At 74.4% G+C, this 24,725-nt stretch carries 22 protein-coding genes; 11 read left to right on the top strand and 11 right to left on the bottom strand.

From position 1 onward, the window contains the following. Window positions 1–121 precede the first annotated feature (121 nt). The 3 genes from ABEA53_RS02395 to ABEA53_RS02385 all read left to right on the top strand — a co-directional run bounded on the left by ABEA53_RS02395 (window position 122) and on the right by ABEA53_RS02385 (window position 3,625). Window positions 122–2,500, top strand: coding sequence for a phosphoketolase family protein (locus tag ABEA53_RS02395; protein WP_345479328.1), 2,379 nt, complete (start codon window positions 122–124; stop codon window positions 2,498–2,500). A gap of 83 nt (window positions 2,501–2,583) precedes the next feature. Then, a complete protein-coding gene (locus ABEA53_RS02390; RefSeq protein WP_345479327.1) occupies window positions 2,584–2,925 on the top strand; it encodes a DUF2568 domain-containing protein in 342 nt (113 codons plus the stop codon). Between the two features lie 295 nt (window positions 2,926–3,220). Then, window positions 3,221–3,625 (top strand): hypothetical protein, encoded by a 405-nt coding sequence (locus tag ABEA53_RS02385; protein WP_345479326.1) that lies wholly within the window; start codon window positions 3,221–3,223, stop codon window positions 3,623–3,625. 19 nt (window positions 3,626–3,644) lie between these two features. Here ABEA53_RS02385 and ABEA53_RS02380 read toward each other — a convergent pair whose 3' ends face one another. Further along, complete coding sequence (locus ABEA53_RS02380) at window positions 3,645–4,418, bottom strand: SDR family oxidoreductase (RefSeq protein WP_345479325.1); 774 nt, start codon at window positions 4,416–4,418, stop codon at window positions 3,645–3,647. Window positions 4,419–4,491: 73 nt separating this feature from the next. On the opposite strand from ABEA53_RS02380, the gene ABEA53_RS02375 reads away from it, so the two are divergent. From ABEA53_RS02375 to ABEA53_RS02350, 6 genes are all read left to right on the top strand, one after another. Further along, complete coding sequence (locus tag ABEA53_RS02375) at window positions 4,492–5,805, top strand: bifunctional o-acetylhomoserine/o-acetylserine sulfhydrylase (protein WP_345479324.1); 1,314 nt, start codon at window positions 4,492–4,494, stop codon at window positions 5,803–5,805. Between the two features lie 134 nt (window positions 5,806–5,939). Then, window positions 5,940–7,145, top strand: a complete 1,206-nt coding sequence (gene metX / locus ABEA53_RS02370; protein ID WP_345479323.1) for a homoserine O-acetyltransferase MetX — start codon at window positions 5,940–5,942, stop codon at window positions 7,143–7,145. Window positions 7,146–7,197: 52 nt separating this feature from the next. Continuing rightward, on the top strand, window positions 7,198–7,866 hold the full coding sequence (locus tag ABEA53_RS02365) for a response regulator transcription factor (protein ID WP_345479322.1): 669 nt from the start codon (window positions 7,198–7,200) through the stop codon (window positions 7,864–7,866). Window positions 7,867–8,087: 221 nt separating this feature from the next. After that, on the top strand, window positions 8,088–9,281 hold the full coding sequence (locus ABEA53_RS02360; protein ID WP_345479321.1) for a sensor histidine kinase: 1,194 nt from the start codon (window positions 8,088–8,090) through the stop codon (window positions 9,279–9,281). After that, window positions 9,278–10,585, top strand: a complete 1,308-nt coding sequence (locus ABEA53_RS02355; RefSeq protein ID WP_345479320.1) for a hypothetical protein — start codon at window positions 9,278–9,280, stop codon at window positions 10,583–10,585. The genes ABEA53_RS02360 and ABEA53_RS02355 overlap by 4 nt, the downstream gene beginning before the upstream one ends. A gap of 85 nt (window positions 10,586–10,670) precedes the next feature. Beyond that, window positions 10,671–11,291, top strand: coding sequence for a response regulator (locus tag ABEA53_RS02350; RefSeq protein WP_425550591.1), 621 nt, complete (start codon window positions 10,671–10,673; stop codon window positions 11,289–11,291). A 200-nt stretch (window positions 11,292–11,491) separates the two neighbouring features. On the opposite strand, the gene ABEA53_RS02345 is transcribed toward ABEA53_RS02350, so the two are convergent. From ABEA53_RS02345 to ABEA53_RS02320, 6 genes are all read right to left on the bottom strand, one after another. Continuing rightward, window positions 11,492–12,769, bottom strand: coding sequence for an MFS transporter (locus ABEA53_RS02345; RefSeq protein ID WP_345479317.1), 1,278 nt, complete (start codon window positions 12,767–12,769; stop codon window positions 11,492–11,494). A gap of 10 nt (window positions 12,770–12,779) precedes the next feature. Beyond that, complete coding sequence (locus ABEA53_RS02340; RefSeq protein WP_345479316.1) at window positions 12,780–14,033, bottom strand: glycosyltransferase 87 family protein; 1,254 nt, start codon at window positions 14,031–14,033, stop codon at window positions 12,780–12,782. Between the two features lie 41 nt (window positions 14,034–14,074). After that, complete coding sequence (locus ABEA53_RS02335) at window positions 14,075–15,616, bottom strand: FAD-dependent oxidoreductase (protein WP_345479314.1); 1,542 nt, start codon at window positions 15,614–15,616, stop codon at window positions 14,075–14,077. Continuing rightward, window positions 15,613–16,497, bottom strand: coding sequence for an FAD:protein FMN transferase (locus tag ABEA53_RS02330; RefSeq protein ID WP_345479313.1), 885 nt, complete (start codon window positions 16,495–16,497; stop codon window positions 15,613–15,615). Before ABEA53_RS02330 ends, ABEA53_RS02335 begins: the two co-directional genes overlap by 4 nt. Before the next feature lies 1 nt (window position 16,498). Beyond that, window positions 16,499–16,927 carry an FMN-binding protein gene (locus tag ABEA53_RS02325; RefSeq protein WP_345479312.1) on the bottom strand — a complete coding sequence of 143 codons (429 nt, stop codon included), beginning with the start codon at window positions 16,925–16,927 and terminating at the stop codon, window positions 16,499–16,501. 90 nt (window positions 16,928–17,017) lie between these two features. Beyond that, window positions 17,018–17,848: an ADP-dependent NAD(P)H-hydrate dehydratase gene (locus tag ABEA53_RS02320; RefSeq protein ID WP_345479311.1), complete on the bottom strand. Its 831-nt coding sequence runs from the start codon at window positions 17,846–17,848 to the stop codon at window positions 17,018–17,020. Window positions 17,849–17,898: 50 nt separating this feature from the next. Between ABEA53_RS02320 and ABEA53_RS02315 the strand changes: the two genes are divergently transcribed. Continuing rightward, window positions 17,899–18,516 (top strand): HAD family hydrolase, encoded by a 618-nt coding sequence (locus ABEA53_RS02315; protein ID WP_345479310.1) that lies wholly within the window; start codon window positions 17,899–17,901, stop codon window positions 18,514–18,516. 89 nt (window positions 18,517–18,605) lie between these two features. On the opposite strand, the gene ABEA53_RS02310 is transcribed toward ABEA53_RS02315, so the two are convergent. From ABEA53_RS02310 to ABEA53_RS02300, 3 genes are all read right to left on the bottom strand, one after another. Then, window positions 18,606–19,544 carry a hypothetical protein gene (locus ABEA53_RS02310; RefSeq protein ID WP_345479309.1) on the bottom strand — a complete coding sequence of 313 codons (939 nt, stop codon included), beginning with the start codon at window positions 19,542–19,544 and terminating at the stop codon, window positions 18,606–18,608. A gap of 176 nt (window positions 19,545–19,720) precedes the next feature. After that, on the bottom strand, window positions 19,721–20,755 hold the full coding sequence (locus tag ABEA53_RS02305; protein WP_345479308.1) for a hemolysin family protein: 1,035 nt from the start codon (window positions 20,753–20,755) through the stop codon (window positions 19,721–19,723). Then, a complete protein-coding gene (locus tag ABEA53_RS02300) occupies window positions 20,752–22,095 on the bottom strand; it encodes a hemolysin family protein (protein ID WP_345479307.1) in 1,344 nt (447 codons plus the stop codon). Before ABEA53_RS02300 ends, ABEA53_RS02305 begins: the two co-directional genes overlap by 4 nt. 142 nt (window positions 22,096–22,237) lie before the next feature. On the opposite strand from ABEA53_RS02300, the gene ABEA53_RS02295 reads away from it, so the two are divergent. Beyond that, window positions 22,238–23,224 (top strand): ketopantoate reductase family protein, encoded by a 987-nt coding sequence (locus tag ABEA53_RS02295; protein WP_345479306.1) that lies wholly within the window; start codon window positions 22,238–22,240, stop codon window positions 23,222–23,224. A 60-nt stretch (window positions 23,225–23,284) separates the two neighbouring features. On the opposite strand, the gene guaB1 is transcribed toward ABEA53_RS02295, so the two are convergent. After that, on the bottom strand, window positions 23,285–24,721 hold the full coding sequence (gene guaB1 / locus ABEA53_RS02290) for a GMP reductase (RefSeq protein WP_345479305.1): 1,437 nt from the start codon (window positions 24,719–24,721) through the stop codon (window positions 23,285–23,287). Window positions 24,722–24,725: the final 4 nt, after the last annotated feature.

Genomic DNA, 24,725 nt, shown 5'->3' with positions numbered 1-24,725 from the left:
GTCATCGGAACATGCTAGAGGTCCTCGAATGGTTTGCCGAATGCCATTCCGTTGCGTTTCCGTCCAGTGAACGATCGACCGCAGGAAGGAGCCGCTCAGGCGCAGGCGCGATCGTTGCGCCGTGACCGTCACCGACACCGCTGCAGCCCCTGCGACCGATGAGGAGCTCGCGCTGCTCGACCGGTACTGGCGCGCCGCCAACTACCTGTCGGTGGGCCAGATCTACCTCCTCGACAACCCGCTGCTCGCCGAGCCGCTCGCGCCGGAGCACATCAAGCCCCGCCTGCTCGGGCACTGGGGCACGACGCCGGGCCTCAACTTCATGTACGCCCACTGCAACCGGGCGATCCGGGCGCGCGACCTCGACGCGATCTTCCTCGCGGGCCCCGGCCACGGCGGCCCCGCCGTCGTCGCGAACACCTACCTCGAGGGCGTGTACAGCGAGACCTACCCGCACATCGGGGAGAACACCGAGGGCCTGCGGCGGCTGTTCCGCCAGTTCTCGTTCCCGGGCGGCATCCCGAGCCACGCGGCCCCGCAGACGCCCGGCTCGATCAACGAGGGCGGCGAGCTCGGCTACTCGCTGATGCACGCCACCGGCGCGGTGTTCGACGACCCCGACCTGCTCGCGGTCTGCACCATCGGCGACGGGGAGGCGGAGACCGGGCCGCTCGCGACGAGCTGGCACGCACCGGCGTTCCTCGACCCCGCGCGCGACGGCGCCGTCCTGCCGATCCTCCACCTGAACGGCTACAAGATCGCGAACCCGACCGTGCTGGCGCGGCTGCCCGAGGAGCAGCTGCTCTCGCTGATCACGGGCTGGGGCTGGGAGCCGTTCGTGGTCTCGGGCGACGACCCCGCCCTGATGCACCGCGCCTTCGCGGACGTGCTCGACACGGTCCTCGACCGGATCGCGGCGATCCAGCAGCAGGCGCGCAGCGGCGAGCGCCCGGCGGGCGAGCCGGCGCGCTGGCCGATGATCGTGTTCCGCTCCCCCAAGGGCTGGACCGGCCCGAAGGTCGTCGACGGCCAGCAGGTCGAGGGCACCTTCCGCGCCCACCAGGTGCCGCTGTCGGAGGTGCGGACGAACCCCGAGCACCTGCGGCAGCTGGAGGACTGGCTGCGCAGCTACCGCGCGGAGGAGCTGTTCGACGACCAGGGCAGGCTGCTGCCCGAGCTCGCCGCGCTGGCGCCCGAGGGCGACCGCCGCATGGGCGCGAACCCGCACAGCAACGGCGGGCTGCTGCTGAAGGACCTGGAGCTGCCCGAGTTCCGCGACTACGCCGTGCGGGTCGACGCGCCCGGTGCCGGCATGACGCCGGCGACGACCGTGCTCGGCGAGTGGCTGCGCGACGTGATGCGGCTGAACCCCACGCGCTTCCGCCTCTTCGGTCCCGACGAGACCGCCTCCAACCGCCTGCAGGCCGTGTTCGGGGTGACGGACCGGGCGTGGCAGGAGCCGATCGTGGACACGGACGACCACCTGGCGACCGACGGCCGGGTGATGGAGGTGCTGTCCGAGCACCTCCTGCAGGGCTGGCTCGAGGGCTACCTGCTGACCGGGCGGCACGGGCTGCTCAACACCTACGAGGCGTTCGCGCACATCGTGGACTCGATGGTGAACCAGCACGCGAAGTGGCTGCACGACATCAACGGGATCCCGTGGCGCCGCGACCTGGCGAGCCTGAACTACCTGCTGTCGAGCCACGTGTGGCGGCAGGACCACAACGGCTCGAGCCACCAGGACCCGGGCTTCATCGACCACGTGATCAACAAGAAGGCGGAGCTGGCGCGGGTCTACCTGCCGCCGGACGCGAACTGCCTGCTGTCCGTCGCCGACCACGTGCTGCGCAGCCGGCAGTACATCAACGTGATCGTCGCGGGCAAGCAGCCGCAGCTCGACTACCTGACGATGGACGAGGCGATCGCGCACTGCACCCGCGGCGTCGGGATCTGGGACTGGGCGTCGACGACGGACGGCGAGCCGGACGTGGTGCTCGGCTCCGCGGGCGAGGTCCCGACCATGGAGGCGCTGGCCGCGGCCGACCTGCTGCGGCAGCACCTGCCGGACCTGAAGGTGCGGTTCGTGAACGTCGTCGACCTGATGCGGCTGCAGTCGCCGGACGAGCACCCGCACGGCATGGACGACCGCGACTTCGACGCGGTGTTCACGAGCGACAAGCCCGTCGTGTTCGCCTTCCACGGCTACCCGACCCTGATCCACCGCCTGACGTACAAGCGGCAGAACCACAGCCAGTTCCACGTCCACGGCTACATCGAGGAGGGGACCACGACGACCCCGTTCGACATGGTGATGATGAACCGCCTCGACCGGTTCTCCCTCGCCATGCACGTGATCGACCGGGTGCCCTCCCTGGGCTCCTCGCAGGCCGTGCTGCGGCAGCGGCTCATGGACGCCCGCCTCGCCGCCCGGCGGTACACGCGGGTGCACGGCGAGGACGACCCGGCGATCGCGAACTGGACCTGGCCCCGCGCCTGAGCGTCCGCGGCCGAAGGGGTCGGGCGAGCGGCCCCCTCGGTGTCCGGACCTCGGAGGGGGCCGCGATCCGGCAGGATGTCGCGGTGCGATTCCTGCTCGGTGCGAACGCGGTGCTCGCCTTCCTGCTCGAGCTCGCCCTGCTCGTGGCGGGCGCGGCGATCGGCCTGCTGCTGCCCGCCCCGCTCGCGGTGCGGATCGCCGTCGCGATCCTGCTGCCCGCGCTCGTGATCGTGGTCTGGGCGCTCGCGATGGCGCCGCGGGCCCGGCGCCGGCTGGCGCCCGCGCCGCGGCTGCTCGTCGAGACGGTGCTGTTCGCCCTCGCCGTCGCCGCGCTGGCCGTGCTGGGCCAGGTGGTGTGGGCGGTCGTGCTGACCGCGCTCGTCGCGGTCCGGATCGGGCTCGGCGTCCGCCTCCGCCAGATCTGACCGGCGGGTCCGACCGGGCGGCTCAGCCCTCGGGCAGCGTCTGCACCGTCCGGACGACGGGCACGGTGGTCGGCTCGGCGAGGAGCTCGCCGTCGGATCCGCTGAACACGAGCGCGCTGCCCGCCGGTACCTCGAAGCGCATGGCACTCCCCCTCCGGTTCGTGCACGGAGGCTCGGGGTCCCGCGGGGGGTCCCGCCGGAGGACACGCCGCTCCTCCCCCGCACTGGGGGCGCATCCGCTCCTCCCCAGGCCGCGCCCGTGCGCGAGCGGACGGGCCGCGGCAGGCTCCGGCGCATGTTCGAGCCCCTGCTGCCCCTGACCACCGACGCCGACCTCGTCGCGATGGCGACCGAGCTCGTCGGCGTCGCGATCCGCCGCCGGACGTGGCTGTTCGTCCTCGACGACGAGCAGCGCCTCTCGCCGATCGTGATCCCGATGGACGGCGTGCCCGCGGACGCCGACCCCGCGCACGTCGCGATCCTCGCCGCGCGCCTCGGCGAGCTGGTCGCGGGGGTGCCGGGCGCCGCATCGGTGGTGCTCGTGTGGGAGCGGCCCGGCGCCGCCGACGTGCGGATGCAGGAGGCGGACTGGATCGCGGGCCTCGCGGCCAGCGACGCCCCGATCCGCGCCCAGCTGGTCGCCTCCGACGACGGCGTCCACCTGGTCGACCCCGCGTTCGCCGCCGTCGTCGCGCGGTGACCCCGCTGATCGGTGCGGGTCAGCGGCGGACGCGGATCGGCCCCTTGACGGTCCCGGAGCCGAGGCCCTGCGCCACGGGCTTCACCGTGACCAGGTCGAGGTTCACGTGCGGCGGCAGCTCGATGGAGTGCACGATCGTCTCGGCGACGTCGTCCGCGGTGAGCGGGGACTCCACGTCGGCGTACACCGCGTCCGCCCGCGCCCGGTCCCCGCCGAAGCGGTTGAGCGAGAACTCCTCGGTCGCGACCATGCCCGGCGCGATCTCGATCACGCGCAGCGGCTCGCCCGCCAGCTCCATCCGCAGCACGGCGACCAGCGCGTGCTCGGCGAACTTCGCCGCGTTGTACCCGCCGCCGCCGGCGTACGGCGTGTGCCCGGCGATCGAGGTCACCGTCACGACGTCGCCGCTGCCGGCGTCCTCCGCCCCGTCGCGCAGCACCGGCAGCAGCGCCGACGTGACCTGCTTCGTCGCGATCACGTTCGCCTCGAACATCCAGCGCCAGTCGTCGACGCTGCCCGCCTCGACCGAGTCGAGCCCGCGGGCGCCGCCGGCGTTGTTCACGAGCGCGTGCAGCGGGCCGCCCGCGCGGACGTGCTCGGCGAGCGCCGCCACCTGCGCCGCGTCCGTCAGGTCGGCCGCGAACACGGTCGCGCCGGTCTCCGCCGCCAGCGCCTCGAGCCGGTCCGCCCGGCGCGCGACCGCGACCACGTCCCAGCCGTGCCGCCGGAGCAGGGCCACCGTGGCCCACCCGATCCCCGTACTCGCTCCCGTGACCACCGCGCGCTTCGCCATGCGCCCATTCAACCGTTACGCCGCATTGCATCCGCCGTTGTCCGCGCGAGGGGCGCCTCCTACCGTTCCCGTCATGGCTGAGCACACCTGGCACTTCGAGACCGAGCAGATCCATGCCGGGGCCGCCCCCGACCCCGTCACCAACGCCCGCGCCACGCCGATCTACAAGACGACGTCCTACGTCTTCAACTCCGCGGACCACGCGAGGAACCTGTTCGCCCTCGCGGAGTTCGGCAACATCTACAACCGCATCCAGAACCCGACCCAGGCGGTCGTCGAGGAGCGCATCGCCGCGCTCGAGGGCGGGACGGCGGCGCTGCTGCTCGCCTCCGGTCAGGCCGCGGAGACGTTCGCCGTGCTGAACATCGCGCAGGCCGGCGACCACATCGTCTCGTCGAGCTCGATCTACGGCGGCACCTACAACCTGTTCAAGTACACGCTCGCCAAGCTCGGCATCGAGACCACGTTCGTCACGGACCAGGACGACCCGGAGGCGTGGGCCGCGGCCGTCCGCCCGAACACGAAGCTGTTCTTCGCCGAGACGATCGGCAACCCGAAGATCAACATCCTCGACATCCGCTCGGTCGCCGACGTCGCCCACGCCCACGACGTGCCGCTGATCGTCGACAACACCATTGCGACGCCGTACCTGATCAAGCCGTTCGAGCACGGCGCCGACATCGTCGTGCACTCGGCGACGAAGTTCCTCGGCGGGCACGGCACGGTCGTCGCCGGCGCGATCGTCGACGGCGGGCGCTTCCCGTGGACGCAGCACGTCGAGAGGTTCCCGGGTCTGACGGAGCCGGACCCCTCGTACCACGGCGCCTCGTACACGACCGCGGTCGGCGACGGCCTCGCGTACATCATCAAGGCGCGCGTGCAGCTGCTGCGCGACATCGGCGCCGCCGTCTCGCCCGACACCGCCTTCAGCCTGATCCAGGGCATCGAGACGCTGTCGCTGCGCATCGAGCGCCACGTGCAGAACGCGCAGGCCATCGCGGAGTGGCTCGACGACCACGAGGACATCGCGACCGTCAACTACGCCGGGCTGCCCTCCAGCCCCTGGTACGCCGCGGCGAACCGCTACGCGCCGAAGGGCGTCGGCGCGGTCGTGTCGTTCGAGCTGAAGGGCGGCGTCGACGCCGGCCGGAGGTTCGTGGAGAGCCTGACGCTGTTCAGCCACCTCGCGAACATCGGCGACGTGCGCTCGCTCGTCATCCATCCGGCCTCGACGACCCACTCGCAGCTCACGCCCGAGCAGCAGATCACGGCCGGCGTCACGCCCGGCCTGGTGCGCCTCTCCGTCGGCCTCGAGCACATCGACGACCTGAAGGCCGACCTCGAGGCCGGGCTCCGCGCCGCCCGCTCGGTGCGCGCCACCGTCTGAGGTTCATGGATGCGGGGATCTGCGCGCGGAGCGCCCGGATCCCCGCATCCGTGAACGTCACTCCTCCGGCCCGCCGCAGGCGAAGGCGTAACAGGAGGACTCCCGCGGGGAGGCCCTCCCATACTTGAGGCGGCATGGACTGGCAGACCTCGGAGGACACCGTCGCGGCACGACCCGTGACGGACGCCGACGCGCGCTCCCTCGTCGGCAAGCCGCCCGCGAGCGGCGCGTGGCGGGAGGGCGACCCGGTCGGCGACCGGGCGTTCGTCGGCATCGGCACCCTGACCACCGAGGCGGGCGTGCCGCTGCCCGGCGTGCGCATCGCCTACGAGACCTGGGGCGACCTCGACGCCGACCGCGGCAACGCCGTGCTCGTCTGCCACGCCCTCACCGGCGACCCGCACCTGGTCGGACCGGCCGGCCCCGGCCAGGCGACCGAGGGCTGGTGGGAGGGCATCGTCGGGCCCGGCCTCGCGATCGACACCGACCGCTGGTTCGTCGTCGCCCCCAACGTGCTCGGCGGGTGCGCCGGCACGACGGGCCCCGCCTCCCTCGCCCCCGACTCCGCGGAGTGGGGCGGGCGCTTCCCGTACCTCACCGTCCGCGACCAGGTCGCCGCGCAGCTCGCCTTCGCCGACGCGCTCGGCATCGAGCGCTGGGCGGCCGTCGTCGGCGGGTCGATGGGCGGCATGCACGCGCTGGAATGGGCCGTCACGGCACCCGACCGCGTCGAGCGCCTCGCCGTGCTCGCGGCGCCCGCTGCGAGCAGCGCCGACCAGGTCGCGCTCAACTCGGTGCAGACGGAGGCGGTGCGCGCCGACCCGCGGTTCCGCGGCGGCGACTACTACGGCGCGGTCGACGGCGACGGACCCCACCGCGGGCTCGCCCTCGCCCGCCGGATGGCCCTGCTCAGCTACCGCAGCTCCGGTGAGCTGAACGGGCGGTTCGGACGCTCCTGGCAGTCCGGCGTCTCGCCGCTCGGCCACCACGGCCGCTTCGCGGTCGAGTCCTACCTCGACTTCCACGGCAACCGCTTCACCCGGCGCTTCGATGCGAACAGCTACATCCGCCTCGTCGACGCGATGAGCTCGCACGACGTCGGCCGCGGCCGTGGCGGCGTCGACGCCGCCCTCGCCCGCTACACGGGCCCGGCGCTCGTGCTCGCGATCGACAGCGACCGGCTCTACCCCGTCGCCGACCAGCAGGTGCTGGCCCGCGGGCTCAGCGGCGCCCTCGACGGCCCGGAGCCGACCCTCCTGGAGTCCGACTTCGGCCACGACGGCTTCCTGATCGAGCGGGAAGCGGTCGGATCGGCCCTGCGCAGGCTCCTCGGCGCCTGAGGCGCGCCCCCGGGGTCGTTCGGCCCCCTAGCATCGTGGGCAGGAGGTCCGGATGACGGCAACGGGTGCGGACGTGCGCCGTCGTCGGATCCGCGTCGCCCTGGTGGACGACCACCGCCTGCTCGTCGAGGGCCTGGCGGCACGCCTGTCGGCCCCTCGGGCGCACATCGAGGTCGTCGCCGCGCTCACCGACTGGGACGGCCTCCTCGGGCACCCCGCGTTTCCCGTCGACGTGGTGATCGTGGAGTTCGCGCTCGAGGACGAGGTGCCCTTCGAGGCGAAGGTGCAGCACCTGGGCGAGCTCGGCGTCGCCGCCATCGCGCTCGCCCGCAACCGGGACGCCGCGACCGTGCACGCCGCGCTGACCGCGGGCGCGCTGACGCTCGTGCCGAAGAGCGAGCCGGCCGACGAGCTCGTGGCCGCCGTGCACGCCGCCGCCGACGGCCGCGCGCACCACTCCCCCGCCGTGCAGGAGGCGCTCGACGCCTGGGCGAACCGTGCGGACCCGAACCTGGGGCGGCAGGAGCTGCTCGCCCTGCAGCTGTACGCGCAGGGCCGCAGCGTCCACGAGGTCGCCCAGCACATGGCCACCACCGATCAGACGGCGAAGAGCTACATCAAGCGCGGGCGCCGCAAGTACCGCCTGGCCGGCGTCGACCTCGGCACGAAGGTGCTGCTCCGCCGCCACGCCCTCCGCGAGGGCTGGATCGCCCCGGAGTAGATCCGCGTTCACGGATCAGGGGAACCGCGCCTCGCGCGGTTCCCCTGATCCGTGAACACTCCTGCCGCGCCTCGCACTGATACCACTTCGCGAGGTTCATCGGCGACGACAAACCTTCAACCGGTGTGGCAACCTTGCGCGCCGAACCCCCCGTGATTCCATGACCCGGCGCGCCCCACGGCCTCGGGACGCGCGTCCAAGGACGCAGGCCGCAGGAAGTCATGGAACGGATCCTCAAACAGCGCGATCGCCTGCTCGGCATCAGCGCGCGACTGGTCGGCCTCGTCTGCACCGGCGCGTCGCTCGTGCTGCTCCTGCTCAGCGACCCGCGGCCGATCCTGCTGCTGATCGTGCTCCCCGGCTACGCGGTGCTCGCCTTCGCCCTGGTGCGCATCGGCGCCACCAGGGCCATGGTGTGGCCGCTCGTCGCCGTCGTGGCCGGGCTCGTGACCGCCGTGCTCGTGCGCCTCGGCACCATCGGCGCGTTCGACGCCCTCGTAGGCGTCCCGGCGCCCTTCCCCGTCAGCTCGGGCGCGGTCGACGCGGTCCGCCTCCTCGTCGCCGGCGGCATCGCGGCCGTCGCCATCGTGCTCACCGTCAGCCTCGGCAACATGATCGTGCTCGTCGGCGCCTTCGGCGTGACCCTCATCACCTCCGCGATCCTGTTCGCGGGCGACGCCGCGATCGGCGTCGTCGGGTTCTCGGTGCTCGCCGCCTGGACCGGCCTCACGCTCTCCGGCGCCGTGCTCTCCGCCGGGCTGCTCCGCGCCGCCCGCCGCGTCTCCTCGATCGGCCGCGCCCACCGCAGCGAGCGGCAGGCGAGCGAGACGGAGGCGCAGCGCCGCCAGGGCGCGCGCCTGCTGCACGACACCGTGCTCGCCACCCTGACCCTGCTCGCGCACTCCGGCGTCGGCGTCAGCCGCGACGCCCTGCGGCGCCAGGCCGGCGACGACGCGCGCCTCCTGCGCCAGCTGCGCCTCTCCCCCAGCCCCATCACGATGAGCGCCGGGAACTCCGAGGCGGACGGCGGCGACGGGCTCAAGAGCGACAGCCTGCAGGCCGTGCGCGCCCGCTTCGAGCGCCTCGGGCTCGACGTCAGCTGGCACGGCGCCGGCACCGTCTCGCTGCGGGCCGACCGCCTCGACGCGTTCCTGCTGGCCCTCTCCGAGTGCCTCGAGAACGTGCGCCGCCACTCCGGTGTCGGCGAGGCGCACGTCACGATCACGGACGACGAGGCGAGCGTGCGCGCCCTCGTCACCGACAACGGCGTGGGCTTCGAGCCCGCCGCCGTGCCCGCGGGCAAGCTCGGCTACCGGGAGTCCATCGTCGGCCGCATCGAGGAGGCCGGCGGCACCGCCCGCGTCTTCTCGGCGCAGGGCTCCGGCACCACCGTCGTCCTGGAGATGCCCCGATGACCGTCGCACCCGAGCGGGACACCGCTGCGATCGATCTGCCGCACCGGAAGGACCTGCGCGTGCGCCCGGCGATCGACGAGCCCCACCGCCGTCTCGCGAACCTGCGCTTCCCGCACCTGCCCTCCGAGCGCCTCCGCTCCTCCCGCACCAGCCTCGGCACCGGGTTCCTCGGGATCGCCGCGACGCTCGTCGCCGTCCTGTTCCTCGTCTTCGACATCGCCCGGTTCGCCGGCGAGTGGAACTCGTACGGGCCGCAGGGCGGCCTCGCCGCACTGGCCTGGCTGCTGCTCGCCGGCCTGCTGGTCGTGCTCGCGGTCGCGTCGCGGACCGCGGGCGACGTGCTCGACTCGATCGTCAGCCTCGGCATCGTCGGCGGCCTGGCCGTCGTCGTCGCGCTCGACGCCGCAGCCGTGTGGCAGAGCGGCGACCTCGGCAACAACCTCACCGCGGCGCCCGCCGCCGGCATGGTGCTGCTCGCCATGGTCGGCGTGCGCTCCAGCCGCAGCATCACCGCCGCGGCCGGCGTGCTCGGCCTCGCGCTGATCGTGCTGCTCGTGGTCTCGGCCGTGCAGAACCCGCTGCCGGCTGCCGGTGTCGTCGCGGGCATCGCGATGGTCGCGAAGGCCGTCGCGCCGCCGATCGTCGCCGCCTGGATCGTGCACGTCTTCCGCCGCATCGTGTCCACCGAGCTCGAGCGCGTGCTCGTCGCCTCGACGACGACCGCGCCCCGCTTCTCGGTCGGCATGCTCGCGTCGGAGGAGCTGGCGCGGCTCGACCTCGCCGCCGAGCAGCTGATGGACGGCATCGCCTCCGGCCGCACCCGTCTGCCGCTGAACCCGGCGACGGCGCAGGCCGCGGCGGAGCTCGCGACCGAGCTGCGCCTGCACCTCATCGAGGGCCGCCGGCAGACCTGGCTGTACCACGCGATCAGCGAGTCGGAGCTGCTCGGCCGCGCCGTCACGCTCTCCGACCCCGAGTCGCTGGCGGGTCTGCTCGACCCGAAGCAGCGCGACGGGCTGCTGCAGGCGGTGTGGCTGATGCTCGGCGACTCGCCCGAGCGCTCGCGCCGGTCCTCCGCCCGCGTGACCATCGAGATCACCGTCGGACCGGCCCGCCCGATCGAGGGCAAGGCCCGCACGATGCACGTCCCGATCGTCGTCCAGACCACCGGCGTGGCGCGCGGCCGGGTCGACCCGGCCACATGGGACGCTATGCGCAAGGTCGGCCGGCACACCGATTCGCAGCGCGGCGGCAGCCTCTGCGTGGAGATCGACTGCGTCGTCGACCGCCCGGCCGAGCGCTGAGCCACACGTCTTGAACACCGCTTTCCCCTTCCCCCAGAACCGGAGCACACGAGTGAGCACTGATCCCCGCACCATCCGCCTCGCGATGGTCGACGACCACCGGATGCTGCTCGGCGGCCTCGCGGAGTGGATCCGCGGCTACGAGGACATCGAGCTCGTCGCTGCCGTCACCACCTTCACCGAGCTGCTGACGCACCCGAAGTTCCCGGTCGACGTCGTCCTGATGGACGTCGACCTCAAGGACAACTCCCCGGTCTCGCTGCGCCTCGCGCAGCTGAAGCAGACCGGCGTCGCGACCGTGCTCATGTCGAGCTACTCGGAGCCGCAGATCGTCCGCGAGGCGCTCGCCTCCGGCGCCCTCGGCTACGTGCCGAAGTCCGAGGACGTCTCGATGATCGTCAAGGCGATCCGCGCGGCCAGCCGCGGCGAGTCCTACATCTCGGCCGAGCTCGACCTCGCGATCAACTCCGGCGACGTCGGCGGCTCCCCGAAGCTGTCCGCGCAGGAGCGCCGCGTCATGGCGCTCTACGGCGGCGGCGAGCCCGTGAAGACGGTCGCCTACGAGCTCGGGATCTCCGAGGAGACCGCGAAGTCGTACCTCAAGCGCATCCGCGAGAAGTACCGCGTCGCGGGCTTCGACGTGGGCACCAAGGTCGCCCTGCGCAAGCGCGCGATCCAGGACGGGATCCTGCTCCAGACGGACTAGTCCTCCGGAACGACGAACGGCCGGTCTCCTTCGGGAGGCCGGCCGTTCTTCGTGCTCGAGGAGAACACCGACGCGGCGACCGGCCGTTCCTCCTGCACCGGACCTGCCGGGCGCTGCGCACCCGAGGCCGGACCGCGGCCGCGGACGCAGCACAGGCTTCGATCCGCATGGGGATCGAAGCCCACGGGCTCAGACGGAGATCACGCCTCGGGGCCGGCGAGCTCCGCGCGGGCGATCGCGGCGCGGGAGGTGCGGGTCTCGAGGGAGAACGCGATCGCGGCGATCACGAGACCCAGCGCGGTCATGCCGATGCCCACGGCGATGGGCGACAGGAACCCGAGCCCGGCCGCGATGACGACGGCGCCGAGCGCGGCGCCGAGCGAGTTGCCGATGTTCAGCGCGGAGTGCGTCGACGCCGCCGCGATGGTCGTGGAGCCGTGCGCCACGTCCATCAGCCGCACCTGGATCGCCGGGCTGAGGGCCGCGGAGAACACGCCGATCAGCAGCACCCCGACGAAGAGGCCGACCGGGCTCGCGGCGCCGACCAGCAGCACGACGAGCGACAGCAGCACGCCGACGAAGCAGACGAGCACCGCCCGCCGCACGCCCCGGTCGACGAACCAGCCGCCCGCGAGGTTGCCGATCGTCATGCCGATGCCGAAGACGACGAGCACGAACGGCACGACGCCCGCCGCGAGGCCGGTGACGTCCGTCGTGATCGGCGCGATGTACGTGTAGGCGGAGAACAGGCCGCCGAAGCCGATGGCGCCGAGGGCGACGGCGAACCAGACCTGCGGGCGGGCGAAGGCGCGCAGCTCGCGCCCGACGGTGGCGCCCGGATCCCCGTGCCCGCGGGGCAGCGCGATCGCGACGGCGACGAAGGTGAGGGCGAAGGCCGCGGCGACCACGAGGTAGGCGGTGCGCCAGCCGGCCGCCTGGCCGATCGCGGTGATCAGCGGCACCCCGACCACGTTCGCGGTGGTCAGCCCGGCCAGCACGAACGCCGCCGCGCGGCCGCGGGCGCCCGGGCCGAGCAGCTCGGACGCGGCGAGCGTGGCGACGCCGAAGTAGGCGCCGTGCGGCAGCCCGGCGATGAAGCGCGCCGCGACGACCAGGCCGAAGCCGGGCAGGACGGAGGTGGCGACGGTCGCGACCACGAAGGCGACCAGCAGGCCGAGCAGCAGGGTCTTGCGGGGCAGCCGCGCGCCGAAGGCGGCGATGGTCGGCGCCCCGACCACGACGCCCGCAGCATAGGCGGAGACCATGACGCCGGCGTTCGCCACCGCGTCCGCGTGGGACCGCGCCCACGCCTGCGGCAGCAGCTCCCGCGCGATGTCGGGCAGCAGCCCCAGCGCGACGAACTCCGTCGAGCCGATGGCGAAGCCGCCGAGCGCGAGGGCGAGGAGGGCGAGCACGACGACGGCTCGCGAGTGCGTCGCCGGGTGCGCGTCCGCCCGGCCGCGGACGTCGGGACCCACGGCGACGAGCCTACGCGTGCTCCCGGACCGCCTCCGACGCCCGGGGCGCGGTGCTGCGCAGGCGCTGCTGCGGCGGCACGATCCGCAGCTCGACGAGGCACCACGCCAGCAGCGCGACCTGGATCAGGTTGCGGACGGTGAGCACGGCGATCACCCACGGCGTCGGGGTCGTCACCCCGCCGTAGAACCACGGGTAGATCGCCTGGGTCAGCCCCGCCGCGACGAGCACGAGCACGGCGGGCAGCCGGAACCGGACGGGCGCCACGAGCAGGCCGAGCAGCACGGGCGCCACGTACCAGGTGAGGTACTGCGGCGACCCGACCTTGTTCAGCGCGATCACCGCGCCGACGTAGCCGAGCGCCGCGACGGCGAGCACCTCGGCGGGATCCGCCCCGCGCATGCGGGCGAGCAGCGCCAGCAGCGTGATGACGAGCACCCCGATCGCGAGCACCGGCGTCATCACGGCGGCGACCGCGGCGACGCCCTCCCCGCGCAGCTGGAAGGTGAGGATGCTCGTGTCGTAGTAGACGCCGACGCCCGGGTCGCCGAGCGCCGCCGACCACAGCCACGGCAGGGCGACCGGCGCCTCCACCTGGATGCCGCGGGTCGCCTGCGCGGACACGAACGAGAACACCGTGCCGCGCGCGCCGGCGATCAGCGCCAGCCCGATGACGACGGCGGAGGTGAGCGCGGCGGCCGAGACGGTCGCGGCGGTGCGGCGGCCGGTGAGCAGCACGGCCGCGAGCACCGCGGCCGGCCACACCTTGATCCAGGTCGCGATCGTGAGCAGCACCGCCGCGACGGCGGGCCGCTCGGCGAGCAGCAGGACGCCGACGATCGCGATCGGCAGCGCGACGCCGTCGATCCGGGAGACCGCGACCGGTCCGAGCAGCAGGGTGAAGGCGAGCCACCACCAGGCGAGGGCCCGGCTGCGCCGCGCGACGAGGACGAGCGCGACGCCGTCGAGCACGGCGACGAGCAGCAGCCAGAGCAGCAGGTACGGCCCGTCGCCGAGCACGCCCGCGAGCAGCATCGGCGGCAGCGCCGCGATCGGGTAGACCCAGTCGGTGTCGATGCCGACGAGCTTCCCCGTCGAGTGCCAGTAGTCGATCCAGAACCGGTAGACCCCGGTGACGTCGCCCGCCGGCTGGTTCGGGGCGCCGCCGTAGCAGAGCGCCGACACGGCGAGGTGGACGAGGACGAAGCCGGCGGCGAGCAGCACCGCGTCGCGCCGCGTCGACGCGGGTCGGCGGGCGTCCGTCACAGCACCGACCGTACCGACTCCGGCGCCGCCGGGCGCCACGCTCAGTAGCCGGCGAACGCGTCGGTGCGGACGCGGCGCACGCCCGCGCCCGCGAGCAGCGCCCGGGCGGACGCGATGAAGGCCGGCGACCCCGAGAGGTAGGCGGTCCGCCGCCGCGCGTCCGGCACGACGGCCGCGAGCGCGGCCTCGTCGAAGGCCGTGGCGACGTGCCAGTGCTCGGGCAGCGGCGGCAGACCCGACGGGTCCGGGCAGACGAGCAGCACCCGCACCCCGGTTCCCGCCAGCTCGTCGCGGTACGGCACCTCGTCGGCGGACGGCACCCGGTCGACGAGCACGACGTCGCGCGGCGTCGCCCCCGCCGCCGCCTCGGCCGCGTCCTGCCGCAGCTGGCTCACGAAGGGCGTGATGCCGATCCCGCTCGCCACGAGCAGGAGGGGCGCGGTGCGGTCCGCCGGCAGGGTGAAGCCGCCGGTGACGGTCACCGCGCGGGCGGGAGCGCCGACCGGCAGCGCGTCGAGGGCGCGCTTGAAGCTGCTCGCCGGGTCGCGCAGCCGCACGGCCACGCGGACGGTGCCGTCCGCCTCCTCCGGCGCCGACGCGATCGTCAGGCTGCGCCGGCTGCCGCGACGGTCGGCGGCGCGGTGCGGGAGGTGCAGCTCGACGTACTGGCCCGCCCGGTGCCGCAGGGGGCGGTCCGGCCGGAACGCGTACTCGACGGCGGTCGGGGTGAGCGCGCGGCTCCCGACGAGGCGCAGGCCGGCGCCCATCGGCCGAACGACGAGCACGGCGAGCGCGTTGCCGAGCAGCAGCGCCAGCTCCGGCGTCGGCCGGAGCGTCAGCACCGAGACCGGCGCCGCGTAGGGCACCGCGAGCAGCACGGCCACGAGGGCCGCCTCCGCGTACCGCTGCCCGGCGCGCGGCGGCAGCGTGATCGGCTCGGTGAACATGAACCCGGCGAGGAACAGCAGCGGGGTCGACGGCAGCAGCGCGAGCGCCGACGCGGCCGACCCGCCGGTCGCCACGACGGCGCCGACCTGCAGCGCCGCGCCGAGCACGACGAGCAGCAGGACCGGCCCCGCGAGCCGCATCCGGGCGACGACGAGCACCACGGCGACCACGAGCACCGGCAGCAGCACGGGCGTCGCGACCCACCAGGCCGACCCGGTCAGCCCCGTCAGGCCGAGGACGACCAGGCCGGTCGCGGCCGGGTTCAGCACGTGGCGCCCGCCGACCCGCAGCAGGTACTTGGACGCGTTCGCCACCAGCGCCGTCGCGGCCGTGAGCAGCAGCGCCGTCGGCGCCGTGGAGGGGAAGACGACGAGGAAGAGGATCAGGCCCGTGACCAGGGCGGACTCCCCCACCGGCCGGGCCCGCACGAGCGCGGCGAGCACGCGGTCGGTGAGCACGGACGCGCCGACCGCGACGACGAGCGTCGCGAGCAGGGCCGGGAACGGCAGCCGCAGCACGCCCGCGAGCGACAGCACGAGCGCCGCGACGGCGAGCACCGCGAGCCACACGAGCACGAGCCGCAGCATCGGCACGCGGCCGATCGCCCCGTCGACGCGGCCGATCAGGCGCCTCACCGGAACACCTCGCCGGGCAGGTCGGGCGACCAGGAGGCGACGCCGTCGGTGCGCATGCGGACCCAGCGGAAGTCGTAGGCGTCGGTCAGCGCCTCGGGCGGCACCAGGAACAGCGCGGTCGCGAGCGCGTCGGCGAGCATCGCCGTGTCCGCGAGCACCCACGTCGCGGCGACGGTCTCGACGGGGCGACCGGTGCGGGCGTCGAGCACGTGGTGCAGCCGGCGGCCGCCCTCGGCGCTCCAGGAGCGGCGGTTGATCGCGGAGCCCGCGATCGCGGCGTCGGCGACCTCGACCACGCCGATCGCGGCGGTCGGGTCGAAGGGGTGCTCGAGCGCGACGCGGACGGGCACCCCGGAGACGCGGAGATCGCCGCTCGCGTCCACGAGCGCCTCCCCGTGGCCGCCCGCCGCGAGCACCTCGGTCACCAGGTCGACGAGCTGCCCCTTGCCGGCGCTGCCCACGTCGAGCAGCGCGGGCGGCTCGACGCGCACGACGCCGCCGTCCCGGTGCAGGGCCGCACGGGGCGCGGGCCGGTAGCCGGGCGCCGCCAGGAGGTCGACGGCCGCGTTGTAGCCGATGTGCTCGAGCGACGCGGCGACGAGCGGGTCGAGCGCGCCCCCGGTGCGCTGCCGCAGGTCCTCGAGCAGGGCGAGCAGGGGCGGCGCGGTCGGGCCGAGGTCGAGCTGCTCGCCGCGGGCGAGGCGCGCGACCGCGGAGTCCGCGCGGAAGCGCGACCAGGTCGCGTCGTACTCCGCGATGACCTCGTCCACGCGGGCGAGCAGCGCAGGATCCAGCGGATCGCCCGCCGTGATCGTCCACCGGGTGCCGATGGCCTCGAACGTGGTGCTCGTGCGCACGCCGCCCGGACTGAGCGCCGTCACGTCAGGCGGCGTCCGCGCGGATCGTGTCGACCGCCGCGTCGAACCCCTGGCCGGTGAGGGACGAGCCGCTGACCGCCCCGACGTCGAGGGTCGCGAGCGGCTTGCCGACCACCTCCGCGGAGATGCCCGAGATGAAAGCCGCCTGGTACTGGCGGGAGTTCGGCGAGTCGCCCGACCCCGTCACCTTCACCGCGGTGACCGTGCCCGACTTCGCGGTGAGCGTGACGGTGACCGACTCCTGCCCGCCGGGGGTCTGGTATTCGCCCGTGGCCGTCCAGGTGCCGGTCGCGTCCGCTGCGGCGGCGGCGGCGGACGAGGCGGGCTGCTCGGCGGCCGCGCCGCCGGAGCACGAGGCGAGGGCGCCGACGGCCGCCGCGGCGAGCGCAGCGGCGGAGGCGGCGCGCGCGAGCTGAGGGGCACGGCTGGTCACGAGGGCTCCGATCGGTCGGCCGGGTCGGCGACGTCGTCCGACGCTAGCGGCCGGTCCGACGCGGACCGCACCGGTCGGGCTAGGAATCGCCTATGCGCCGACGAGGAGCCGTCTGATGACGGCGGGCAGCGCCTCGGCCACGTCGAGCGCCTGGATCGGGCCGCCGCCCGAAGCCGTGCGGCCCGCCTCGCCGTGCAGCCAGGCGGCCGCCGCCGCGAGCTCCGCGAGCAGCTCGGGCCGCTCCGCGAGCGCCGGCTGGTGCGTGGCGAGCAGCGCGCCGAGCACGCCGCCGAGGACGTCGCCCGATCCGGCGGTCGCGAGCCACGGCTGCCCGGCGCGCACCAGGAAGCGGACCCCGGAGGCGTCGGCGATCACCGTCGTCGCGCCCTTCAGCAGCACGGTCGCGCCGGTCTCGGCGGCGGCGCGGGCGGCCCAGGTCGCCGGGTCCGCGGCGACCGCCTGCTTCGAGGTCTCGACGCCGACCGCGGACAGCACCGGCACGAGCTCGCCGAAGTGCGGGGTGAGCACGGTCGGGCCCTTCGCCTGCGCGAACAGGTCGAGCGAGCCCGCGTCGAGCACGGTCGGCAGCGCCTGGTCGAGCAGGCCGACCAGGCGGGCGCGCTCGTCGTCGTCGCGCTCGGGGTCCGTGCCCGAGCCGAGCAGCCACGCCTGCACGCGCCCGTCGGCGGTGACCGCCTCGGGCCGCCGGGCGAGGACCATCGCCGCCGGACGCTCGGGACCGAGGTACCGGATCATGCCGACGCCCGTGCGCGACGCCGCCTCCACACCGAGCACGGCCGCGCCCGGGTACCGCTCGGAGCCCGTCACCACCCCGAGCACGCCACGGGAGTACTTGTCGCTGTCCGCCGACGGCACGGCGATCGCGCCTGCCGCCTCCACCGCCGAGAAGAGGGTCGTCACGCCGCCAGCGTGCCACCCGGCCCAGCGTCAGCGCTGGGTACCGTGGGCCCGTGAGCATCTCCCTCCCGGGCCGCGCGGTCGTCTTCGACTACGGCGAGGTGATCTCCTTCACCCCCTCCCCCGAGGACCGGCAGCGCATGGTCGAGGCGGCGGGCGTGGACGCGGCGGACCTGTGGCGGGCGTACGACGCCGACCGCGACCGGCTGGACCAGGGCCTGATCTCGACGACCGACTACTGGCTCGGCATCGGCGCCGCCTGCGGCGTGCGGTGGGACGTGGCGCAGGCGCAGCGGATGTGGGCGCTCGACTTCCGCGGCTGGACCTCCGCGGACCCGGAGGTGGTGCGCGTCGTCGCGGACCTGGTCGAGGGCGGCACCCGCGTCGCGCTGCTGTCGAACGCGGCGCCCGACTACGGCTCGCCGTTCCGGTTCTCCCCGATCGGCGCCCTGTTCGAGCAGGTCTTCGTGTCGGGCGAGCTGCTGCTGCTGAAGCCCGACCCGGCGATCTACCGCCACGCGGCGGCGGAGCTCGGGCTGGACCCGGCGGACCTGGTGTTCGTCGACAACCGCGAGGTCAACGTGCGCGGCGCCGAGTCCATCGGCATCACGGGCCACGTCTACACGGACTCCGCGTCCCTCCGCGCCTTCGTGGAGTCCCTCGCCGCCTGACGTCTCGGGCGCGTGTGCACGACCGTCGGACACCTGCACGCGCCACGGCGGGTGCAGACGTCCGGGCGCAGTGCACGACGGCGTGGACCTCAGAGGAGCACGAAGCTGCGCGGCCGCACCCCGGCGCGCGCGAGAACCGGCCCGAGCAGCTGGACGCTGCCCGCCTCCCGCCACCCGAAGCGGGCCAGCCCGGCGAGGCGGCTCCGGGCCTCGTCCTCGCGGCGCTTCTCGCGGTAGAGCACCTCGTTCGCCGCACCGCCGGTGAAGCGCGGGTCGAAGTACTTGACCCGGCCGTCGAACTCGGCGCCGACGTTCACGGAGGGGAAGTGGAAGTCGAGCCGCGCGACCAGCACCCCGTTGATCGTGCGGACCTCCCACTGCAGCACCGGCCGCTCGACGCCCAGCCGCAGCATCGTGTGCCGCCCGATGGACTCGCCGGGCGACTCCGCGTCCCCGTCGGCGAAGTCGATCACCTCCTGCGCGCGCACGGAGCCCTTCCGCGGCACGCCCGCCTCGAGGACCTCCCGGAGCTCTGACCTCGACCCGACGAGCCCCGCGTGCAGCGCGGCATCGGCGACGACGAGGCCGTCGTCGAACGGCGCGGCGCACGCGATGTCCACCGCGGTCCGCGCCGGCGCGGTCACCCGCAGGCCGTGCAGCTCGACGACGTCCGCCTCGGGCAGGGCGAGCAGATGAGCGGAGAGCCCGACCCGGGAACGGCCGGAGCGGCGCTGCGTGATGGTGTGCACCGCGGCGAGCCGATCGCCGAGGAACGGCAGGTCGTGGGCGACCGCTGCGGACCAGTGGGAGAACGTCGGCGGCTCGTCGCACGTCGCGGCGAACGCGAGCATCCGCGCCAGGTGCTGCTGCCGCGGCGGCAGTGCGTCGAACCTCGCGCGGTCGACGTACACGCCGGGCAGGAGGCGCCGGCGGATGCCGCGCTCGACGTCTCGGCTCAGCGAACGCAGCTCGCCGCCGCCCAGCACGGTCTGCATCACGACGACCAGCTCGATGTCCCACGCGTCCACGGCTGAGGACCCTGCTCCTCCGCAGCGCCGATGCGGCGCTCAGCCCCTGGGGAGGAGCCGATCGAGGACAGGCTGTCTTCCGAGCCGACGAGCACGTGCACGAGCCGCGGACACCTGCATCCGCCGGGGCGGGTGCAGGTGTCCGCCGGTCGTGCACATCGGCGGCGGCGGAGCCGTCAGCGCCGGGTGGCGTCCTGGACCTCGCCGACCAGCTCCTCGATGACGTCCTCGAGGAAGAGGACGCCGCGCACGGTGCCGTCCTGCTCCACGACGCGGGCGAGGTGCGCGCGGCTGCGCCGCAGGATCGCGAGCGCGTCCTCCAGCTCGGTGCCGGCGAACACCGTGGTGAGGCGGCGGATGAACTTCGCCGGGATCGGCCGGTCGAACTCGTCGTCGTCGAGCTCCAGCACGTCCTTCAGGTGGAGGTAGCCGGTCGGCTGCCCCTCGCCGTCGACGAGCAGGTACCGGGAGAAGCCGCTCTGGGAGACCGCGCGCTCGAGGTCCGCCGGGGTGGCGCCCTCCTGCAGCGCGACGATCTCGGCGAGCGGCACGGTCACGTCCGCGACCTGCTTCTCCGTGAACTCGAACGCCGCGGTGAGGGTGCCGGACGCGTCGTCGAGGGTGCCCTCCCGGCGGGAGGTCTCCACGATCGTCTCGACCTCGTCGAGGGTGAACGAGCTGTTCGCCTCGTCCTTCGGCTCGACGCCGACCAGGCGCACGAGCGCGTTCGTCGTCCCGTTCAGGGCGGCGATCAGCGGGCGGAAGACCCGCTCCACGAAGACCAGGGGCGTCGCGAGCAGCAGCACCGCGCGGTCCGGCACCGAGAACGCGACGTTCTTCGGCACCATCTCGCCGAACACGACGTGCAGGAACGTGACGATCAGCAGGGTGATCACGAACGCGACGACGCCGGTCGCCTCCTCCGGCAGGTGCAGCAGGTGGAGGGGGATCTCGAGCAGGTGGTGGATCGCCGGCTCGCTGACGTTCAGGATCAGCAGGGACGCGACCGTGATGCCCAGCTGCGTCGTCGACAGCATGAGCGTGGCGTGCTCCATGGCGCCGAGCGCGACGCGGGCGGAGCGCTTCCCCTCCTCCGCGAGCGGCTCGATCTGCGAGCGCCGGGCGGAGATGACGGCGAACTCGCTCGCCACGAAGAACGCGTTGACGGCGAGCAGCACGAACAGCCAGCCGATGCCGGCCCAGTCGCTCACGGCGCCACCGCCGCGGTCTCGAGGCGGTTCGCCGGCGCGTCCGGGTCGGCGCGGAACCGGAGGCGGTCGATGCGGCGCCCCTCGAGCCGCAGCACCTCCAGCGTGCCCTGCTCGGTGCGCACCGTGTCCCCCGTCCTCGGCAGCCGGCCGAGCTCCGCGACCACGAAGCCGGCCACGGTCTCGTAGAGCCCCGACTCGGGCACCCGCACGCCGGCCTGGTCGCGCAGCTCATCGGGCCGCAGCATGCCGGGGAAGGTCAGGGAGTCCGTGCCGCGCACGACGCCGGCGCGGGTGCGGTCGTGCTCGTCGACGAGGTCGCCGACCAGCTCCTCCACGCAGTCCTCGAGCGTCGCGACCCCGGCGGTCCCGCCGTACTCGTCGAGCACGACGGCCATCTGGTAGCCCCGGCCGCGCAGCTCGCCGAGCAGCGCGTCGAGGGTCATGGTCTCCGGCACCCGCAGGGCCTCCGTCTCGATCGCGCCGACCGGGACGTCGGCGCGGCGCGCCCGCGGCACGGCCATCGCCTGCTTCACGTGCACGAGCGCGACGACGTCGTCGACGCCGTCGTCCCCCGTCACCGGGAACCGCGAGAAGCCGGTGCGGCGCGCGAGCGCCAGCACGTCGGCGGCGGAGGCGGAGCGCGCGATGACGCTGAGCCGCGGGCGCGGCGTCATGACGTCGGCGGCGGTGTGGCCGGAGAAGGTCAGCGTCCGCTCGAGCAGGGTCGCGGTGTCGCTGTCGAGCACGCCCTCGAGCGCGCTGCGGCGGACGAGGGAGGAGAGCTCCTGCGCCGTGCGGGCGCCGGACAGCTCCTCCTTCGGTTCGATGCCGAGCAGCCGCATGATGCGGTTGGCGGCGCCGTTCAGCACGCGGACCGCCGGGCGGAACACCGTCGTGAAGCCCGTCTGGAACGGCATGACGACGCGGGCGACCCGCACGGGGCCGGCGAGCGCGAGGTTCTTCGGCAGCAGCTCGCCCAGGATCATGCTGATCACCGTCGCGATCAGCAGCCCGAGGACGACGCCGACCGGCGCGACCGCCTCCTCCGGCAGCCCGAGCCCGGTGAGCGGGGCCTCGATGAAGGCGGAGAGCGCCGGCTCGAACGTGTAGCCCGCGAGCAGCGTGGTCAGCGTGATGCCGAGCTGCGCGCTGGAGAGGTGCGTCGACGTGATCTTCAGGGCGTTGATCGTGAGATCGAGGCCCTTCTCGCCCTCGCGCCGACGCGCTTCGAGGTCGGACCGGTCGAGGTTCACGAGCGCGAACTCGGCCGCGACGAAGAGGCCGGTGCCGAACGTGAGGACCACGCCGAAGCCGAGCAGGAGGAGGTCGAACCAGAGCATCTAGCCGACCCGGGATCTGGGCGAACGGTCGTCCATGAGGGCGCCGAGTGTAGCGGCCGGTGCTGTGGCGACCACGTCCGGTGCAGGATCCGCAGGCGGCCCGGTCGGCGGACGTCCGGCGAGCGGGCTGGAGACTGCGGGCATGCGGTACGTGGTCGTGGGTGCGGGAGCGGTCGGCGGCGTGATCGGCGGGCTGCTCGCCGACGCCGGGCGGGAGGTCGCGCTCGTCGCCCGCGGCGCGCACGGCGAGGCGATCGAGCGGGACGGGCTGGTGGTGCGGCGCCCGGACCGCGAGCTGCGCCTGCGGCTGCCCGTCGCGCCGACGCTGCAGGCGCTCGGGCTGCGGGAGGGCGACGCGGTGCTGGTGGCGGTGAAGTCGCAGCAGACCGCGGGCGTGCTCGAGCAGCTCGGCGCCCTGGCGATCGGCGGGCGCCGCGCGACCGACGCGCTGCCGCTGCTGCTCGCGCAGAACGGCGTCGCCAACGAGGACGCGGCGCTCCGCATCGCGGGCGACGTCCACGGCGTCTGCGTGAATCTGCCCGCGACCCACCTCGAGCCCGGCGTCGTGGTCGGCGAGGGCGCGCCGGTCGCGGGCGTGCTCACGGTCGGCCGCGCCGCCGGCGGCGTGGACGACGTCGACCGCCGGGTCGCGGACGACCTCACCGCGGCGGGGTTCCGGGGTCGTGCCGACGAGGACGTGATGGCGTGGAAGCGGGCGAAGCTGCTGCGCAACGTCGGCAACGCCGTCGAGGCGCTCTGCGGCCACGGCGACGAGGACGGCGCGGCACGGCTCGACGCGCTCGTGCGGGCGGAGGCGGAGGCGTGCTTCGCGGCGGCGGGCCTCGCCGTCGTCGACGACGAGCGGTACGCCGCGGACATCGCCGGCTACTCGGCGCAGGCGGTCGGCGGCCGCGGGCGGGCCGGCGGCTCCACGTGGCAGAGCCTCGCCCGCGGTCAAGGCAGGGTCGAGACGGACTGGCTCAACGGCGAGATCGCGCGGCTCGGCCGCCTCCACGGCGTCCCGACCCCGGCCAACGTCCTGCTGCAGCGCGAGATGTGGCGCCTGCTCCAGGAGGGCGGGGAGCCCGGCTCGCGCCGCGCCGCCGACCTCCTCGCGGCGCTCCCCTAGTCCGACCTCCCGTCCCTGATCCGACCGAGCGCTCGGTCGGACGAGGGAGGGGGCGTCGGGCTACCAGCCGACGGGCAGGGGCTTGCCCTCCTCGTAGCCGGCGGCGGACTGCACGCCGACGACCGCGCGCTCGCGGAACGCGACCGGGTCCGCGGCGCCCGCGTACGTGAAGGAGGAGCGCACGCCGGTCGTGATGGTGTCGAGCAGGTCCTCGAGCCCCGGCCGCAGCGGGTCGAGCAGGATCCGCGAGGTGGAGATCCCCTCCGCGAACAGCTGCTTGCGCGCGAGGTCCCACGGGTCGCGGTCGCCGAACCGGGCGCTGACCGCCTTCGTGGAGGCCATGCCCCAGCTCTGCTTGAACAGCGCGCCGTCCTCGCCCCGCTCGAGCACCCCGGGCGCCTCGATCGTGCCCGCGAACCAGGAGCCGATCATCACCGAGCTGGCGCCCGCGGCGAGCGCGAGCGCGACGTCGCGCGGGTAGCGCACGCCGCCGTCGGCCCAGACGTGCGCGCCGAGCTGGTGGGCGGCGTCGGCGGTCTCGAGCACCGCGGAGAACTGCGGGCGGCCGACCGCGGTCATCATGCGCGTCGTGCACATCGCGCCCGGGCCGACGCCGACCTTGACGATGGAGGCGCCGGCGCGCACCAGGTCGCGAGTCGCCTCCGCGGTCACGACGTTGCCGGCGACGAGCGGCAGCCCGAGGTCCAGCGCGGCGACCGCTTCGAGCGCGCGCAGCATCCCCTCCTGGTGGCCGTGCGCGGTGTCGAGCACCAGCACGTCGACGCCGAGCTCGGCGAGCTCGCGCGCCCGGCCGGCGACGTCGCCGTTGATCCCGATGGCGGCGGCGACCCGGAGGCGGCCGGCCGCGTCGAGCGCGGGCGAGTACACGGCCTGCCGCACCGCGCTGCGCGGGCTGGTCGTGCCGACGAGCCGCCCGTCCTCGACGACCGCCGCGAAGGACCGGCCAGCGTCCGTCAGCGCCTGGAAGACGGCGTGCGGATCGCCCGTGGCGGCGTCGAGCAGGACGTCGCCGTCGAGCGCCAGGTCGCGCAGCGCGGTCTCCGGCGCCGCCGCGGTGATGCTCGCCGCGTCGACCGCGCCCACGACCGCACCCAGGTCGTCGACGAGCACGACGCCGTGGTCGCGGCCGCCCGTCACGACCCGCTGGGCGTCACCGGCGAGCGCGTCGGGCCCCAGCTCGAACGGCGAGTCCCAGCGCGGCGACTGGGCCTTCACCCACGCGACCGCCTCCACGAGCTCGGGATGCGGCAGGTCCTGCGGCAGCACGGCGATGCCGCCCCGGCGCGCGAGCGTCGCGGCGAGCCGGGGGCCGGTGACGGAGTTCATGTTCGCGGCGACGATCGGCAGGGTCGCGCCCGTGCCGTCGTCGGGCGCGAGGGACACGTCCAGGCGGCTCGTCACGCCCGACCTCGCCGGGGCGAGGAAGACGTCGGAGTAGGTGAGGTCGTACGGCGGCGGCGCGCTGAGGAAACGCATGTCG

Origin of the sequence: Amnibacterium soli (assembly GCF_039544415.1) — a bacterium.
Taxonomy (GTDB): Bacteria; Actinomycetota; Actinomycetes; order Actinomycetales; family Microbacteriaceae; genus Amnibacterium; species Amnibacterium soli.
This window is presented reverse-complemented; position numbering and strand designations above follow the sequence as displayed.

Bases quoted from the DNA above. Each gene is read 5' to 3' on its own strand.
- ABEA53_RS02300 (WP_345479307.1), bottom strand. From the start codon at position 22,095: ATGCTCTGGTTCGACCTCCTCCTGCTCGGCTTCGGCGTGGTCCTCACG.
- ABEA53_RS02360 (WP_345479321.1), top strand. From the start codon at position 8,088: ATGGAACGGATCCTCAAACAGCGCGATCGCCTGCTCGGCATCAGCGCG.
- guaB1 (WP_345479305.1), bottom strand. From the start codon at position 24,721: ATGCGTTTCCTCAGCGCGCCGCCGCCGTACGACCTCACCTACTCCGAC.
- ABEA53_RS02380 (WP_345479325.1), bottom strand. From the start codon at position 4,418: ATGGCGAAGCGCGCGGTGGTCACGGGAGCGAGTACGGGGATCGGGTGG.
- ABEA53_RS02295 (WP_345479306.1), top strand. From the start codon at position 22,238: ATGCGGTACGTGGTCGTGGGTGCGGGAGCGGTCGGCGGCGTGATCGGC.
- metX (WP_345479323.1), top strand. From the start codon at position 5,940: ATGGACTGGCAGACCTCGGAGGACACCGTCGCGGCACGACCCGTGACG.
- ABEA53_RS02365 (WP_345479322.1), top strand. From the start codon at position 7,198: ATGACGGCAACGGGTGCGGACGTGCGCCGTCGTCGGATCCGCGTCGCC.
- ABEA53_RS02350 (WP_425550591.1), top strand. From the start codon at position 10,671: ATGGTCGACGACCACCGGATGCTGCTCGGCGGCCTCGCGGAGTGGATC.
- ABEA53_RS02385 (WP_345479326.1), top strand. From the start codon at position 3,221: ATGTTCGAGCCCCTGCTGCCCCTGACCACCGACGCCGACCTCGTCGCG.
- ABEA53_RS02375 (WP_345479324.1), top strand. From the start codon at position 4,492: ATGGCTGAGCACACCTGGCACTTCGAGACCGAGCAGATCCATGCCGGG.
- ABEA53_RS02355 (WP_345479320.1), top strand. From the start codon at position 9,278: ATGACCGTCGCACCCGAGCGGGACACCGCTGCGATCGATCTGCCGCAC.